This is a genomic window from Natronorubrum halalkaliphilum (genome assembly GCF_009834785.1).
In the GTDB taxonomy this organism is placed as follows: domain Archaea; phylum Halobacteriota; class Halobacteria; order Halobacteriales; family Natrialbaceae; genus Natronorubrum; species Natronorubrum halalkaliphilum.
Map to the genome: position 1 here is coordinate 26,431 of NZ_WUYX01000038.1, position 14,714 is coordinate 41,144.

The 14,714-nt window shown below is 64.5% G+C and carries 17 protein-coding genes; 10 read left to right on the plus strand and 7 right to left on the minus strand.

Annotated elements, in window-relative coordinates; translation table 11 throughout:
- Window positions 1-2: 2 nt before the first annotated feature.
- A complete protein-coding gene (locus tag GS429_RS12270; RefSeq protein ID WP_160065646.1) occupies window positions 3-1,241 on the minus strand; it encodes an argininosuccinate synthase in 1,239 nt (412 codons plus the stop codon).
- A 363-nt stretch (window positions 1,242-1,604) separates the two neighbouring features.
- The gene (locus GS429_RS12275; protein ID WP_160065647.1) at window positions 1,605-2,750 is read right to left on the minus strand and encodes a DUF7343 domain-containing protein; all 1,146 of its coding nucleotides are present in this window, start codon (window positions 2,748-2,750) and stop codon (window positions 1,605-1,607) included.
- A gap of 85 nt (window positions 2,751-2,835) precedes the next feature.
- Between GS429_RS12275 and GS429_RS12280 the strand changes: the two genes are divergently transcribed.
- The 3 genes from GS429_RS12280 to GS429_RS12290 are packed head-to-tail and all read left to right on the plus strand — an operon-like array spanning window position 2,836 to window position 3,964.
- Complete coding sequence (locus GS429_RS12280; RefSeq protein WP_160065648.1) at window positions 2,836-3,021, plus strand: DUF7554 family protein; 186 nt, start codon at window positions 2,836-2,838, stop codon at window positions 3,019-3,021.
- A 51-nt stretch (window positions 3,022-3,072) separates the two neighbouring features.
- Window positions 3,073-3,573, plus strand: coding sequence for a 2'-5' RNA ligase family protein (locus tag GS429_RS12285; protein ID WP_328821373.1), 501 nt, complete (start codon window positions 3,073-3,075; stop codon window positions 3,571-3,573).
- Window positions 3,574-3,619: 46 nt separating this feature from the next.
- Window positions 3,620-3,964, plus strand: a complete 345-nt coding sequence (locus GS429_RS12290) for a hypothetical protein (protein ID WP_160065649.1) — start codon at window positions 3,620-3,622, stop codon at window positions 3,962-3,964.
- A 142-nt stretch (window positions 3,965-4,106) separates the two neighbouring features.
- On the opposite strand, the gene GS429_RS12295 is transcribed toward GS429_RS12290, so the two are convergent.
- On the minus strand, window positions 4,107-6,257 hold the full coding sequence (locus tag GS429_RS12295) for an ATP-dependent DNA helicase (RefSeq protein ID WP_160065829.1): 2,151 nt from the start codon (window positions 6,255-6,257) through the stop codon (window positions 4,107-4,109).
- 275 nt (window positions 6,258-6,532) lie between these two features.
- Between GS429_RS12295 and GS429_RS12300 the strand changes: the two genes are divergently transcribed.
- From GS429_RS12300 to GS429_RS22400, 3 genes are all read left to right on the plus strand, one after another.
- Window positions 6,533-6,952, plus strand: coding sequence for a hypothetical protein (locus GS429_RS12300; protein WP_160065650.1), 420 nt, complete (start codon window positions 6,533-6,535; stop codon window positions 6,950-6,952).
- A 126-nt stretch (window positions 6,953-7,078) separates the two neighbouring features.
- A complete protein-coding gene (locus GS429_RS12305) occupies window positions 7,079-7,648 on the plus strand; it encodes a metallophosphoesterase (RefSeq protein ID WP_160065651.1) in 570 nt (189 codons plus the stop codon).
- 346 nt (window positions 7,649-7,994) lie between these two features.
- The gene (locus GS429_RS22400; protein WP_268892287.1) at window positions 7,995-8,120 is read left to right on the plus strand and encodes a DUF7859 family protein; all 126 of its coding nucleotides are present in this window, start codon (window positions 7,995-7,997) and stop codon (window positions 8,118-8,120) included.
- Between the two features lie 157 nt (window positions 8,121-8,277).
- On the opposite strand, the gene GS429_RS12310 is transcribed toward GS429_RS22400, so the two are convergent.
- Window positions 8,278-9,300 (minus strand): threonine aldolase family protein, encoded by a 1,023-nt coding sequence (locus GS429_RS12310; protein WP_160065652.1) that lies wholly within the window; start codon window positions 9,298-9,300, stop codon window positions 8,278-8,280.
- A 166-nt stretch (window positions 9,301-9,466) separates the two neighbouring features.
- On the opposite strand from GS429_RS12310, the gene GS429_RS12315 reads away from it, so the two are divergent.
- From GS429_RS12315 to GS429_RS12330, 4 genes are all read left to right on the plus strand, one after another.
- Window positions 9,467-10,474, plus strand: a complete 1,008-nt coding sequence (locus GS429_RS12315) for a hypothetical protein (protein ID WP_160065653.1) — start codon at window positions 9,467-9,469, stop codon at window positions 10,472-10,474.
- A 139-nt stretch (window positions 10,475-10,613) separates the two neighbouring features.
- Window positions 10,614-10,844: a hypothetical protein gene (locus GS429_RS12320; RefSeq protein ID WP_160065654.1), complete on the plus strand. Its 231-nt coding sequence runs from the start codon at window positions 10,614-10,616 to the stop codon at window positions 10,842-10,844.
- A gap of 96 nt (window positions 10,845-10,940) precedes the next feature.
- Window positions 10,941-12,083, plus strand: a complete 1,143-nt coding sequence (locus tag GS429_RS12325; protein ID WP_160065655.1) for an aminopeptidase — start codon at window positions 10,941-10,943, stop codon at window positions 12,081-12,083.
- 161 nt (window positions 12,084-12,244) lie between these two features.
- Window positions 12,245-12,661 carry a universal stress protein gene (locus GS429_RS12330; protein WP_160065656.1) on the plus strand — a complete coding sequence of 139 codons (417 nt, stop codon included), beginning with the start codon at window positions 12,245-12,247 and terminating at the stop codon, window positions 12,659-12,661.
- 99 nt (window positions 12,662-12,760) lie between these two features.
- Here the strand turns inward: GS429_RS12330 and GS429_RS12335 are convergent, their stop codons facing one another.
- The 3 genes from GS429_RS12335 to GS429_RS12345 form a co-directional block, all read right to left on the minus strand.
- Entirely contained in the window at window positions 12,761-13,267 is a 507-nt protein-coding gene (locus tag GS429_RS12335; RefSeq protein WP_160065657.1) for a hypothetical protein, read from the minus strand.
- A 108-nt stretch (window positions 13,268-13,375) separates the two neighbouring features.
- Window positions 13,376-14,029 carry an alpha/beta hydrolase gene (locus GS429_RS12340; protein ID WP_160065658.1) on the minus strand — a complete coding sequence of 218 codons (654 nt, stop codon included), beginning with the start codon at window positions 14,027-14,029 and terminating at the stop codon, window positions 13,376-13,378.
- A 58-nt stretch (window positions 14,030-14,087) separates the two neighbouring features.
- Window positions 14,088-14,711: a VOC family protein gene (locus GS429_RS12345; protein ID WP_160065659.1), complete on the minus strand. Its 624-nt coding sequence runs from the start codon at window positions 14,709-14,711 to the stop codon at window positions 14,088-14,090.
- Window positions 14,712-14,714: the final 3 nt, after the last annotated feature.

The following is a 14,714-nucleotide window of genomic DNA, read 5'->3' on the forward strand; positions in this document are numbered from 1 at the left end:
CGTTACTCGTCCTCGTTCTCGCCGCTCCCGTCGGTGGCGAGTTCGACTTCGGTATCTTCGTCTTCGTTCTCGGTCACCGAGTTCGCGAGACGACGCTGGAAGCCGTGGTACTTCGCGACGCCCGTGGCGTCTTCCTGCTCGATCTTCCCGACCGTCTCCGTGTCGAAGGAGGCGTGTTCGGCCGAGTACGCCGCGTACTCGCTGTCGCGTGCGACGGCGCGAGCCTGGCCGCCCTCGAAGCGGATCGTGACGGTGCCGGTGACGCGCTGTTGGGTCTCGTCGACGAAGCCCTCGAGGGCGTCGACGAGCGGCGCATCGATCAGGCCCTCGTAGCCCTTCTTCGACCAGCGCTGGTCGATCAGCTGTTTGAACTCGCGTTCTTCCTGCGTGAGGACGAGCCCCTCGAGCGCTTCGTGGGCGTTAAGCAGCGTCGTCGCAGCCGGGTGCTCGTAGTTCTCACGAACTTTCAGACCGAGCATGCGGTCTTCCATCGAATCGGTGCGACCGACGCCGTAGGCCCCGGCTACGCCGTTTAAGTGCTCGATGAGGTCGACCGGATCGTACTCGACGCCGTCGACGGCGATGGGGTACCCCTTCTCGAAGGCGATCTCGATCTCCTGGGTCTCCGCGGACGGATCGTTCGTCCACTCGTAGATCTCCTTGGGCGGGACGTAGCTGGGGTCCTCGAGTTCGTCGCCCTCGACCGAGCGACTCCAGAGGTTGGTGTCGACCGACCAGTCGCCGCCGCTGCCGCCCTCCACGGGCAGCCCCTTCTCGTCGGCGTACTCCTGTTCCCACTCGCGGGTGAGGCCGAGTTCGCGGACGGGCGCGATGACCTCGAGGTCCGAATCGCGCCAGACGGCTTCGAACCGCAGCTGGTCGTTCCCCTTGCCCGTACAGCCGTGGGCGATGCCGGTACAGCCCTGCTCCTCCGCGACCTCGAGGATCGCGTTCGCGATCACGGGGCGGGCGAGTGCGGTGCCGAGCGGGTAGCCCTGATACGTCGCGTTCGCGCGAACGCTGTCGAGACAGAGTTGTGCAAATTCCTCCTTTGCGTCGACGACGTAGTGGTCCAGACCGAGCGCTTCCGCAGTTTCTTCAGCTTCCTCGAACTCGGAAGCCGGCTGACCGACGTCGACCGTGACGCCGATAACGTCGTCGTATCCGTATTCTTCCTCGAGTAGCGGGACACAGACGGTCGTGTCCAGGCCGCCCGAGAACGCGAGTGCAACGCGTGTCATATCGTACTCGAGGAAAGCAGCAGGACGGACTTAAATTCGTTGGTTTGAATTTTGGAAAATAAAGGTAGAGATGCAGCTACCCAGAAAAATTAGCCATTCTGGAACGATGGAGCGGTCCGGGGACAAGGGGGGAGAGGGATAGGTCGGGCTCAAAGGCCCGGCCGTCGCCGTCGCGGTCGCCGCTGAGAAACAATCCCGTCGGTGCCGAGACCGGCAACCGTGGTACCGACGGAGTGGCGCATTACTGGGTCAATGGCTCTCGTCGGTATTAAATCCTGCTGAAGCGCAAATATTGCGGCGTCTGGGCCACGGGCGTGTCGTCTGCGGGTATCGGACGAACAGCACAGTAACCGATTGTCGACATTACTCTTCGGCTTCGTCACCGTCGGGTAACGCAAGCACGTTTTCCCGACCGATCCGGAACACTTCGATTTCGTCGGCTTCCCGTAAGTCGCCGACCACCTGGCTCGTCTTCGCTTCGGTCCAGTCCAGTTCCGAGACGACCGCCTGCTGTTTGATCCGCCCGCCGCGCTCCTCGAGCAGGCGCAGGACGCGTTCTTCGTTGCTGAGCAATTCGGGTGGCGGTCCCTTCGAGCGATCGGCGGGAGCGGAGCCGTTCGTCACCGGTGGAGCGACGTCGTCCGCGTGGCTCACGGACCCGCCGTTTCGCTCGCGTTTGATCCACCAGCCGGCAGCACCGACGGTCGCGAGCAAGGCGAGGGCCGCCAGAACGATAGCCCACGGCATCGACGGACTCTCGGTGGCCTCGACCGATTGTTCGTCCCCGTTGCTCTCCTCGATCATGACGATCAGCGGCGGATCGGGGGAGAAACTAACCCCGTCGCTATCCCAGAAGACCGACTGATCGTCCGCGTCCTCGGACGACGGCTCGACTTCCACGATCGCGTAGTCTTCCGGGGAGAAAACCTGCAACGAGGTGTCGCGGGAGAGCGTAAAGCCCGCGAGCGCCTCGCCCGCCTCGATCCGGTTCAGTTCGACGTAGGCGAACTTCGACCACTCGAAGGTGACTTCGACGTGCCCGAGGTCCCGCGGCGCGGAACTCGTGTCCGTCGACACGGACACGTTCGAAAGTTCCATGTCCTCTCGCTCCGTCGCGTTCCGCCCCTCGTCGAGAATATCGTTCCAGCTATCCTCCTGGCTGGCCGCGTACGTCTCCGGGTTTTCCTCGACGTCGTTCCGGAGCGTCTCCCACTCTCCCGAGGAGTTGTTCTCGAACCGGTAATCGACGGCGAACGTCGCCGAGCCGTTCTCGTGAACGAAGACGTCGATGTGGATCTCGTCTGCATCTTCGAGTCGGCTCGTTTCGTTCGTTTCGTCCGTTTCGTCCGTTTCGTCGGTCTCATCCGTCTCGTCTTGCTCGTCTTGCAGCGTCGCTCCCGTCGCTCCGACGTCGGCCACTGCGCCGACCGGGGCGACCGTCGCTAACGCGACCGCACAACCGATTCCCACGAGCACCCAGAGCAGGGCCCGGAGCCCCTTCGCTTCCATTACAGTCAAATCCTGTGGCCGTCCAAATAGACTTTCCGACGGCGGGAACAGTGTATTTTTCAAACAGTCAGTCGTACGTGACGGTATGATCGACACCCGCGGCAAGCTCGAGGTCGAAACACTCCTGAAAATCGTCCTCGCACTGGTTGCCGTCTTGCTCGCCCTCCAGATCGTCGGGATCGTCGTGGGCTGGATCGCTCGGCTGCTGACGCCGATCCTCCTGTTGGTCGTCGGCCTCGTCGTCGCCCTCTGGCTGCTCGACCGGCTGTAGAGCCGCCGGGAACGTCACACTGATACGTCGATCGCCCCTACGATCACTCCAGTGTACAGCGTCAACGTTCCGGTCCCCGGCCGCGTCCGCACGCTCGCCAACGAGCTCTACCCCGACCTCGTCGGCTTCGATACCGTCCGCGAGGACCACTCGTGTCTGCTCAAGCGACTCGGCGACGCCGACCACGTCGCCCAGCTTCAGCACCGCGCCCACCGCGCGCTCGAGGGCGCTCCCGCCGTCGAGGCCCGAATCGCGGGCATCGACTACTTCGAGGACCCGCCGCTCGGCTCAGCCCCCGTCGTCTACCTCGCCGTCGAAAGCCCCGGCCTCGAGTCGATCCACGCCGACCTCACCGACGCCTTCGAAACGATCGAGGGGCTCGAGGGTGCCGATTACGTCCCCCACGTCACGCTGGCCCGCGGGGGCGACCTCGAGACGGCGAAACGGGTGGCCGACCGCGAGGTCGAGCCGATTCGGTGGACGGTCAGCGAACTCGAGTTCTGGGACGGCACCTACAAACTGCCGGTAAGCCGCGTCTCCTTGCCCGCCTAACCTGACGGCCGCAAAGTATATTCCGCAGTGATGTTCACCTCAACGTATGCACAGACGGGCATTCGTTTCACTTGCGGCTGTCGTTCCATTTGCTGGATGTACCGGACTACTGTCCGGCGGCGTCGACACCACGATCGAACAGGACGAGCGCGTCGAATTCAGCGCGGACGAAGGGAGCGAACTGACGGTCAGCGTGGAGGTACAGGAGGTGTTCCAGCCGGATATCGACGTCGAGCGCGAGGGCATCAGTCTCCGGATCGATCACAGCGAGAACGGCATCATCGACACGTGGACCGTCGAAGACTCCGCGACGTTCGATCTGACGATCGAGGACGGTGGCACGCACTCCGTGATCGTTACGGGCGGCGTTGCCGACGTTACTATCGACTGATACGGTTTACTGTAGTCAATTATCACTGATCACTGACCCCGTTCCTGGTGATCGGCAGTAGATAGTTACAGCAATCCGTATGACCCCTCTCCGTCTACCTCCGTTCACGAGAGACGCGTGGGGACGAACTGTCGCATCGGGATCACGGCGCGGGCTGCTCGCCGTCGTAGGCGTCGTGACCGCCGTAAAAATTGAGCATCGCGAACTTCAACTTCTCAGGGGCGATATCGATCAGTTCCTCGCGTTCCTCGTGTGGAAACGTGCCGTTGACGCTGTATCTGCCGAGATCGGATTTGGCCGACCGCGAGTAGCGCCGGTCTAGCAGCGCGCGGACGCCGACGTCCTCCGGCGACCGGATGACTCGCCCGAGGGCCTGTCTGGTCTTCCGAACGGTGGGAATCTCGACCGCGTAGCGCCAGCCCGTCTCGGTTCCCTCGAAGGCCGCGTCGTAGGCCTCCTGGACCGCCTCGGCTCGATCGTCGAGATGCGGGTATGGAACGCCGACCACGAGCACCGTCTGCGCGTCGTCCCCGTCGAAGCTCACGCCCTCCGCGAGGGTTCCCCACAGCGAGGTACAGAGGACGGCACCGTCGTCCGCGACGAACCGTTTGCGCAACCCCTCGACGGACTCGCCCGGTTCGTCCCGATACACCGTCTTCTCGGATCGGCGCTCGAGTCGATCCGCGTACCGCTCGGCCTCGCCGTAGTTGGGGAAGAAGGCGAGCGTGTTGCCGGGGGTCATCCGGGCGGCGTCGTGGATCGCGTCGGTCACCGTCTCCTGGACCGCGGGGTCGTCCCGATCCGAGGAGAACAGCGGCGGCGTCTCGACGGCGTATGTGCGCCGCCTGTCCGCCGGGAACTGCAGCCCGTAGGCCATCGTCACGGGGTCCTCGAGCCCCAGCACGTTCGCGGTCACGTCGAACGGCTGGAGCGTCGCGCTCATGAGGACCGTCGCAAACACGTCGTCGAACAGCCGGCCGGTCACCTGCCGGGGCAGACAGGAGTACAGTTCCGCGCGGCCGTAGACTTCGTCGGTACCGGCGTCGCGGGTGACGGCGACGACCGGATAGAGCCCCTCCGTCGCGCCCTCGTTCATCCACGCGCTGACGAACGCCGCGGCCTGAAGGGTCTGACACTCCGTCCGCGTCGCCGTCTCGCCCTCGCGGTAGGCCTCCTCGTACTCCTCGTCTAGCTCCTGGCCGAGTTTCATCGCGGCCTCGAGGTCGTCCTCGATTCCCCGACCCGAATACCGCTGGAGGAACTCGAGCGTGAGGTCGTCCTTGCGATCCTCGTTGGCGATCGAGACGTCCGTCCAGTTCTCGCCGATCCCTTCCCGGTCGCCAAACCCGAACGAGTCCTCGTAAGTTTCGACGAGCGCACGGTGGAACGCGGAGAGAACGTTCGAAGCGTCTTCCGACCGCGGGTCGTCGCTGTCGGCCAACTCGTCGAGGGCCGAGTCGACGGTCCGTTCGGAGCAGGTCCGGGTCGCGTGCTCGCGAGCGGCGTCCTCGACGTTGTGGGCCTCGTCGAAGACGGCGATGACGTCCTCGGGGTCGCGGCCGAGCCACCGGAAGAACTGCTCGCGAATGGTCGAATCGAGCAGGTGGTGGTAGTTACAGACGACCAGATCGACGCCCTCGATCCCCTCTTTCAACAGTTCGTAGCCGCAGAACTGCTGGCTCTCGGCGTACTCGTAGATTTCGTCGGGTGTGCGAACGTCTTCGTAGAGCCAGCCGAAGAACTCGTCCGTATCCTCGGTCAGGTTGTTCCGGTAGTAGTCACAGACGTTCTGCTCTTCGAGGTCCTCGAGTCGCTCCTCGAGCGTTTCGAGTTCGTCCATGACGGCGCTGCGGGCGTCGGCCGCGCCGCCGTCGCCGTCCTGACTCTCCGCGAGGAGTTCGCGCTGGCGGCGCTCGAGTTGCCGTTTGTCGCGCTCGGTATCGACGACGGCGCGGGTGTTGTCCCGCAGCGCCTGACACTCCTCGTAGCCGACGTCGATGTGACACATCGACGATTTACCTTTGAAAACGATCGCGCGGATGTCCTCTTCGCGAGTGATCGCGCGGGCCTCGGCCACGAACTGGCGCATCTGCTGGTGGACGTTGGTCGTGATGACGACCGTCTTGTCCTGTTCGCGGGCAACCTCGAGGGCCGGCACGAGCGCGGAGAGCGTCTTGCCGGTTCCGCAGGCACCCTCGAAAAGGACGTCCTGCCCGCGAGTCAGCGAGTTGTGGATACGGTCCATCGCCTCGCGCTGGTTCTCGTACGGCTGCTCGTACGGGAAAAAGCGCATGTACCCGGCTGTTTCGGACACGGTCTGTGATTGGTTCCCGCTGCGATAAAAGGATTCGTCTCGGTTCGGTCCGTTCAGGACTGCCGCTTCGTTCTTGCAGGTGCACTATCCGTCATCGAAGCGACCTCGGAACGTCGAGTCGGTCGCTGCGGATCGGTCGCTGAACTGCACGGCTCGCGACGGGAGACCACCCGACCGGTCGAACTCCCATCGGACACCATCGGCCGGCTATCGCGCGGTACAGCGACAAACGTTTGGCGTCCCTCGCCTCGAGTATGTCCATCCCCGGGTACGATTCGAGCGATATCGCGGAGTACACACTCGAGCACGCCGGTGCCCGCGTCGACGTCGTCGCGGGCGTCGTCCCCGACGAGTTCGGCCTCGAGAAGAGCGGCCGCGAGCCACCCGTCGACGCGCTCGCGGATCCGGTCGAACTGACCGGCCTCGGCGGGCTAACGGCGGTCGAAGCGATCCGCATCGCGCTCGTTTACGACCCCTCGAAACTCCCGCCCGGGGCGAGTCCGACCGACGTCGCGGTCGCCGTCGACAGCGACGACGAGGGCTGGGAGCCGGTCGAGTCGACCGTCGACTTAGAAGAAACGACGGTAACGACGGTGTTGAACGACAAGCCGGCGAGTTCGACGGTCGTGGCCGGGTACGACGATCGATCCGACGACACTACCGGCGTGGCCTGATACGGTCTGCTGTAGTCAGTGCCGTCCCAACCCCGAACCGTCCTGCGGTTACTCCGGGACATCGGTACGGCAAACCGTCTGAGTTGCATTCGAAAGGAACCTGGTTCCGACGGCCGAACGACCACCATGATCGCGATTTTCTCGGACACGCACAGTAGTGGCGGCCACGAGCTCGAGGGAGAGGCGCTGGCGGCGGCCCGCGAGGCCGACACCGTCGTTCACGCCGGCGATTTCACGAGCGTGGCGGCGCTCGAGGCCTTTCAGGACGAGTGCAACGTGGTGTACGCCGTCCACGGCAACGCCGACAGCGCGGCCGTTCGGGATCGCCTTCCGACGGCCCGCGTCGTCGAGGCCGGCGGCGTTCGGTTCGCGGTGACCCACCGCCGGGACGGCGGTGAAACGGGACTGTCGATGTTCGGCCGCTCGCGAGGAGCCGACGTCGTCGTCTCGGGCCACACCCACCGACCGACGGTGATCGAGACCGAGGACGCCTTGCTGTTGAATCCGGGCAGCCACGCCGATCCGCGCGGGAATCGTCCGGGGTTCGCCGTGCTCGAGGAGCCGGCGGAGAGCGAGACCGGCGAGGACGAGACCGAGCGGACACTCGAGGGAGAGATCCGCGAACCGAACGGGACGGTCCTCGAGACGTTCGAGGTGTCGGTGAGAAGAGCGTCGACGGACGACGAACAGGAGTGATCGCCAACGGGGCACATCACGGCGAGACCGTCGTGTCAGCGGGAACGCGACGGGACGGCGTTTGCCGTCCCGTTGATCGTCCGTAGGCCCTGAACGGACCGTGGGAGCGAGTTGGAGGTGGGTGAACCCAGTGGACGAACGGCCTCGATTACGACGTGGAGGGCCGACATCGAGGCGCATCGAAAGCTACGGTGGCACAGACCATATAGTCAGTGTAAGGTGAAAATACGATTTTAGTTACTGTCCGGTCAACGTCCGTCCGGTTTTCGGGACCCAATTGCGTTTGTCGTCGAATAGGTGGACGAGGTCGAAACGGTTTTGCGCGCTGACACGGTATCGCTCTCATATGCTGAGCTTCATCCCCGACGATCCCGTCATCATTGCGGTCGTGCTGATCTTGCTATCGCTGATCTTTTTCTCGTACCTGCTCATCCGCCGAACGGTCCTCGAGTTCCGAGACGGGATGCGATAGCGATCCCGGACCGACCGGGCCGACGCGAGGCGACAGCACTCTCGCGGTCCAGCCGAAACTGATGCGGCGTCGTCTCATACGGTTTCCTGTAGTCAATTACCGCCGGTCACCGACCCCGTCCCTGGTGATCGGCGGTACATAGTTACAGCAATCCGTCTCAGGCCGTGCCGAACGCCGCGGTGGCAGCGTCCAGTACCGCCTCGATGCCGTCCCGCGAAACGTCCCGATTCGTACAGAACCGAAGCGTCGTCGGACCGAACTGCGTCGCCGCCACGTCTCGCTCGCGAAGCCGTTCGAGGACCGCGTCCGTCTCGAGACCGGTTTCCGTCACGTCCACGAGGACGATGTTCGTCTCGGGTTCTTGCACGTCGAAGCCATCGATACGTGCCAGTCCGTCGGCCAGCAGGCGAGCGTGCTCGTGATCGGTTTCGAGCTCCGAGACGTTCTCGAGCGCCCGCAGGCCGGGCGCCGCGATGATCCCGGCCTGTCGCATCCCGCCGCCGAGCAGCTTTCTGGTGCGGCGGGCCCGCTCGATAAACGCCTCGTTCCCCGCGAGCACCGAACCGACCGGCGCGCCCAGCCCCTTCGAGAGACAGAACATGACCGAATCGACGGGGTCGGTTATCTCGGCTGCCGGCACGTCAAGCGCCGTCGCGGCGTTGAACAGTCGCGCGCCGTCGAGATGCACCGGGACGTCGCGTTCGTGAGCGGCGTCGGCCGCCGCGGCGATTCGCTCCGGCTCGATCGCCAGTCCGCCGCGGGCGTTGTGCGTGTTCTCGAGACAGAGCAGCCCGGTTCCGGGCCGGTGGAGGTCTTCCGCGACGTATTCGCCGGCGATCTGCTCCGGGGACGGAACCCCGCGCTCGGCGTCGACCATCCGCAGCTGAAGGTCGGCGTGCTGTGCGAAGCCGCCGAGTTCGTACTTGACGACGTGGCTCTTGCGGTCCGCGATGGCCTCCTGACCGCGCTCGGTGTGAACGCGGGCCGCGATCTGGTTGCCCATCGTCCCCGACGGAACGTACAGCGCAGCCTCCGTTCCCACTGCCTCGGCCGCTCGAGCCTCGAGTTCGTTCACCGTCGGATCCTCGCCGTAGACGTCGTCGCCGACCGCGGCCGAACCGGCCGCTTCGCGCATCGTTTCGTCGGGTTTCGTTACCGTGTCTGAACGGAGATCGATCATGGCTCGAGGTGTGCACCGCGAGGGGAAATAGTCGACGGCAGCCGATCGGTGACCCGCCTCGGAGTCGAGTCACTCTCGTTCGTGCCGGAGTTCCACTGTCCGCCCCGATGGAGTGACGAGGTATCGAGCGAAGGTTTCAATTGCCTGTTGTTTGTTGGTAGCGGATATGGTCCCTGCACCCGATGCCGACGACAACGAGACGGTCGCGGACGGTTCGGGAGCCCGACGGTCGACCTCCTCAACGTTCGTCCGTCATGTCTCCCGCGTTCTCGACCGGTTCGATGCCCTCCTCCCGTTCGCGCTGGTGCCGTTCGCCCTCTCGATACTCGAGTTCGAGAACGTTCGGCGAGCGCTCGATCCTGCACCGAGCGGGTCCTCGTTCAATATCGAGTTCGCCTTTCCGACGCCGTTGCTCGACCTGTGGTCGTTCGCCGATCCACCGCCGGCGTCCGGCGGCGGCTCCGGGGGCGGGTCTGCCATCGGTCCGGAGAGTGACCCCTTCGAGCAGGGCTCGGCGACGCAGACGCCGGAACCGACCGGCTCCGGTGGGACCGATGTTACGATCGAGACGCCGTTCGAAACCATCATAGTACCACTCGAGGCGGTCGACGGCGCGATGCTGGCGTGGCTCGGCCTCGCGCTGGTAGTGTACGCGGTGATTTCGGCGGTGATCGCCGCGGGCTATCTCGGCGGGATCGACCGCCGTCTTCGCGACGAACCGGCGTCGATACCCGCGTGTATCATCCGGTACGCACCGCGGCTCGTCCTGTATCACCTGGTCGTGTTCGGGGCGTTCGTGGCGCTTGTTCCAGTCCTCGTCGCCGCGCCGGCGCTACTCGTCCTCGCGATTCCCGCCGTGATCGTTCTCGGCTACCTCTTCTATGCCGTGCCGTTCCTGTTCATCGTCGACGACGCGAGATTCCTCGAGGCGTTTCGTCACTCGTACGGCTACGGACTCGAGGGTGGGCCGTACCTTCGGTTCGCGTTCTGGCACGTCGCCGTCGCCGCCGCGACGTCGCTCGCGCTGTCGATCCTGCTCAATTCGGGCGGCGTCGGGTTCGTGGTCGGCCTGTTGGTCGCGACGCCGCTCGCACTCGTGTTGACGGCCGCGACGATTTCGTTCGTCCAGGAACTCGTCGAACCCGACGGGAGGGAGACGGCGACGCTGCGCTGATGGCGTTCGGCCCGTGATCGAACCGGCCGAATCAGCCACCCCATCGAACCCGTCGAACCGCCAACTTTTCTACGTGCCCGGACACTACCGAACTCATGTGCATTCCCGACGAACACACGCGGTCGGTCCGGGGGTCGCTATGACGGCGGACGACTCCGCGGACGCGGCGACGAACGGCCGTGGCGCGCAGGTCATCTCCGTCCTGCGCCTCGCGGCGGTTTCGCTGCTCGTCGTCGGCTTCAGCGGGTGGCTGATCGACGACGGCGGCGAGGTCGCCCTCGAGTCCCCGTTTACGATCGCGTTCGGTGCGGGTGTCGTCTGTGCGCTCGCGTCGATCTATCTCGGCGTTTTTCTGGCGAACAGAGACTGATCAGTCGGCGATGGACGATAGGCGACGGACGATCGATACTCAAAGCGGGGATTTCGATTCGAAAACGGTATCCCGGCGTCGGGACACGTGTCGCACATGGACCCGCGTATCCGCGAACACGCCGAAATCATCGCAAACCATTCGGTCGATCTGCAAGCAGGCGACAACGTCGTCATCGACGCCCACCCCGTCGCCGAGGACCTGGTCGTCGCCCTCCACGAAGTGATCGGGGACGTCGGCGCGAACCCGGTGACGGTGAGCCAGCGAACGGGCGCTCGCCAGCGACGAGCCTTCCTCCGTGCCGGCGGCGACGAGAGCGAGGCGCGCAGCGCCTCGGAAGATGCGAACGGTGAAACCGTGAGCTTCGACACGCCCGAGCACGAACTCGCGCTCATTCAGAACACCGACGTCTACATCGCCATCCGCGCCTCGGACAACGTCACCCAGACCAGCGACGTCGACCCCGAGACCAGCGCGGCCTACCAGCAGGCCCACCGGCCGATTCTCGAGGAACGCCTCTCGACGCGCTGGTGTCTGACCCAGTTCCCCGCGCCGGCAAACGCCCAGCTCGCCGAGATGAGTACGGAGGCCTACGAAGGGTTCGTCTGGGACGCCGTCAACAAGGACTGGGAGGAACAGCGCGAGCACCAGGCCAACATGGTCGAACTCATGGATCCCGCCGAGGAGATCCGCATCAAGAGCGGCGACACGACCGACGTCACGATGTCGATCGACGGCAATCCGACGATCAACGACCACGGCGAGCACAACCTGCCCGGCGGCGAGGTCTTCACCGCGCCCGAACCCGACAGCGTCGAGGGCGAAGTGCTGTTCGACATGCCGCTGTACCACCAGGGTCGGGAAATTACGGACGTCTACCTCGAGTTCGAGGGTGGCGAAGTCGTCTCCCACTCGGCGGAGAAAAACGAAGACCTGCTGACCGAGGTCCTGAACACGGACGACGGCGCGCGTCGACTCGGCGAACTCGGAATCGGCATGAACCGCGACATCGACCGGTTCACCTACAACATGCTGTTCGACGAGAAGATGGGCGATACGGTCCACATGGCCGTCGGCCGCGCCTACGACGAAACCGTCGGCGAGGACAACGAAGCCAACGACTCCGCGGTGCACGTGGACATGATCGTCGACATGGGCGAGGATTCCGTCATTGAGATCGACGGTGAAGTCGTCCAGCGCGACGGCACCTTCAAATTCGAGGACGGGTTCGAAGAGTAAAACGGGGCGACGAACGAGGACGCCGCGTTCTTATCGACGGGATCGATGGTCGTGTGAACGAACCGTTTCGCAGCGATCGCCCCGCTCGCAATCCGTCGAGAACGACGGGCGATCGAGAACCATCGTTCGGATTTATGACGACGGGACACGGTATCGAACGTATGACAGTACTCGTCGCGTACGACGGTTCGGCACCCGCACAGAAAGCAGTAAAGCGAGCGTTCGACACCTATCCGGACGAGGAAATCGTTTTGCTGCGCGTCGTCGAGGTCGGCGACAGTCTGACGAAAGCGAGCCTCAACGCGGTCCAGGAGATGCTGGGGGACCGCCGAGAGCGGACTGCCGAGGACCTTCGTACAGAAATTGCGGACCTCGTCACGGCCGACACCGTCGATTTTCAGGCGGAAACCGCGACCGGAAACCCGGCCAAGGAAGTCGTCGAATACGCCGAAGAACACGATATCGATCACATCATCGTCGGCAGCCACGGTCGCAAAGGGGTTTCCCGCGTCTTGCTCGGAAGCGTCGCTGAACAGATCGTCCGTCGAGCCCCCGTGACGGTGACCGTCGTCCGGTGATCGGTGATCGGCGGACGGCGGTCGGTAACGCCCGGGAGATGGGAACGCAGAACCGAGAATCGAGAACCGAAAACCGGAAACGAGGACTGACACCGGTCGCTACGCCGCATCGTGGATAAACTCGATATCGCCTTTCTGCCCCGCCTGCTGGTACTCGCAGCGATACGTTTCCATCTCGGCGGACGCTTCGAACACGAGCGTTTCGCGCTCGCCGACGATATCGTTCCCGTCGGTCGAATAGCCGTCGACGACCTCTTCGTCGTCGTCCCAGAGCGCGAAATTGTGATGGACGCCGTCCTGATTCTCCCAGGTAAACTCGTACTCTCGGCCCTCGACGAGAACGAGCGTCGGGTTCTCGACGCGGTCGATCGCTGCAGGCTCAAGGCCGAGCCAGCCCCCGACGTAGCCGTCGAACCGGATTTCCTCGACGTCCCGCCACGCGTCGGGGTCGGTGTCGCCGTCGACGGCCTCCGCCGCGTCGACGACCGGTTCGGGGCTCGAGTCGCTCTCGCTTTCGTTTCCCAGACAGCCGGCAACGCACGCGGCCGTCAGCGTCCCAGCTACGCCCGACAGGAACGCCCGTCTGTCCGCGCTGTACGGAGCCATTACTGAGTATAGGGGATTGGACGGCATAAGCACCAGCCCGCTCGAGCGCGCCATGTGCTCGTCGGGACGAACGCTCGTCGCGAAACGCTGTGTAACCCTACGACAGCGTCAGTCGACGAGATCCGCAACCATCTCCGAGACGAATTCGAGTTCGTCGTCGTTGACGCCGTGGCCCATCCCTTCATAGAGCCGCGTGGTCACCTCGGCGTTCATCGACTCGAGCGCGTCGGCCGTCTCGTGGACGCGTTCTTCGGGAATGTGCGGATCGACGTCGCTACAGCCGAGAAAGGCCGGCGTTCCCTCGAGGTCGCCGGGGTACTCCTCGTCGAGTTCCTCTCCGATAAGGCCGCCGCTCAGGGCGGCGAGCCCGCCGTAGCGTCGCGGGTTACGGGCGACGAACTCGCTGGCGAGACAGGCACCTTGAGAGAAGCCGACCAGCATGACCCGATCGGTCGGAATCCCGGCGTCGGCGGCCGCCTCGATCGCATCGCCGACCGCCCGTAAGCCGGAGGTTCGTCCGGGCTCGTTCCGCTCGACGGGGGCGAGAAACGAGTTCGGATACCACGTCTTTCCGGCCGCCTGGGGCGCGAGGAACGCGACGCCCTCGCGGTGGACTTCGGTCGCCAACTGGAGCATCCCCCGCGCGGTCGCGCCGCGTCCGTGGGTCAGTACGAGCGCGGCGCTCGCGTCCTCGAGGTCCGTCCCACCGGTGACGAGGGGCTGGTCCTGGTGCGGACCGGCCGTATCGTCACCCGCGCTCATTCGTGGTCACCGGTGTTCGCGTTCGTGCTCGTGCTCATATTCGTGTTCGTTTTCGAACTCATTCGACACCACCGGTGCCGGCGCTTGCCTCGGGCAGGTCGTGTTCGACGACCTCGAGGCCGAGCGCTTCGATCGCCCCGCGGAGGTGTTCGTCCTTGGCGTAGTCGGCGCCGTCGGCCTCGCGGAGCTCCTGGGCCTTCGCCAGGATCTCGGCCCGCCGGTCGTTCGGGAACTCGTACTTGTCTGTCGAGAGTTCGATGACGAGGCCGTTGTTGTCCGTGGTGTAGATCGAGTGGAAGATCCCCCGATCGAAGACGTTGTACTGGTGACCGGCGTCTTCGAGGGCGTCCATCGTATCCTCGTACTCGTCCGGATCGATGCTGAAACAGAGGTGGTGGACGGCGCCGACCCCGCCGCGCTGGCCGCGCTGGTTCGACGGGCGGTCATCGCTCACAAAGAAGGTGAGGATGCGCCCGTCACCCGTATCGAAGAACAGGTGGGTCTGGGACGGGTCGTCGAGGTTCGGCTGTCGCAAGACGAGCGGCATCCCGAGGATATCCTGGTAGAACGCGATCGTGTCTTCCTCGTTGCTCCCCCAGATGGTGATGTGGTCGGTTCCCGTGGTGTGGACGGGGCTGTCGGGCAGTTCGGGCGTGACCGGAGTCTGAGATTCGTTTGACATGGT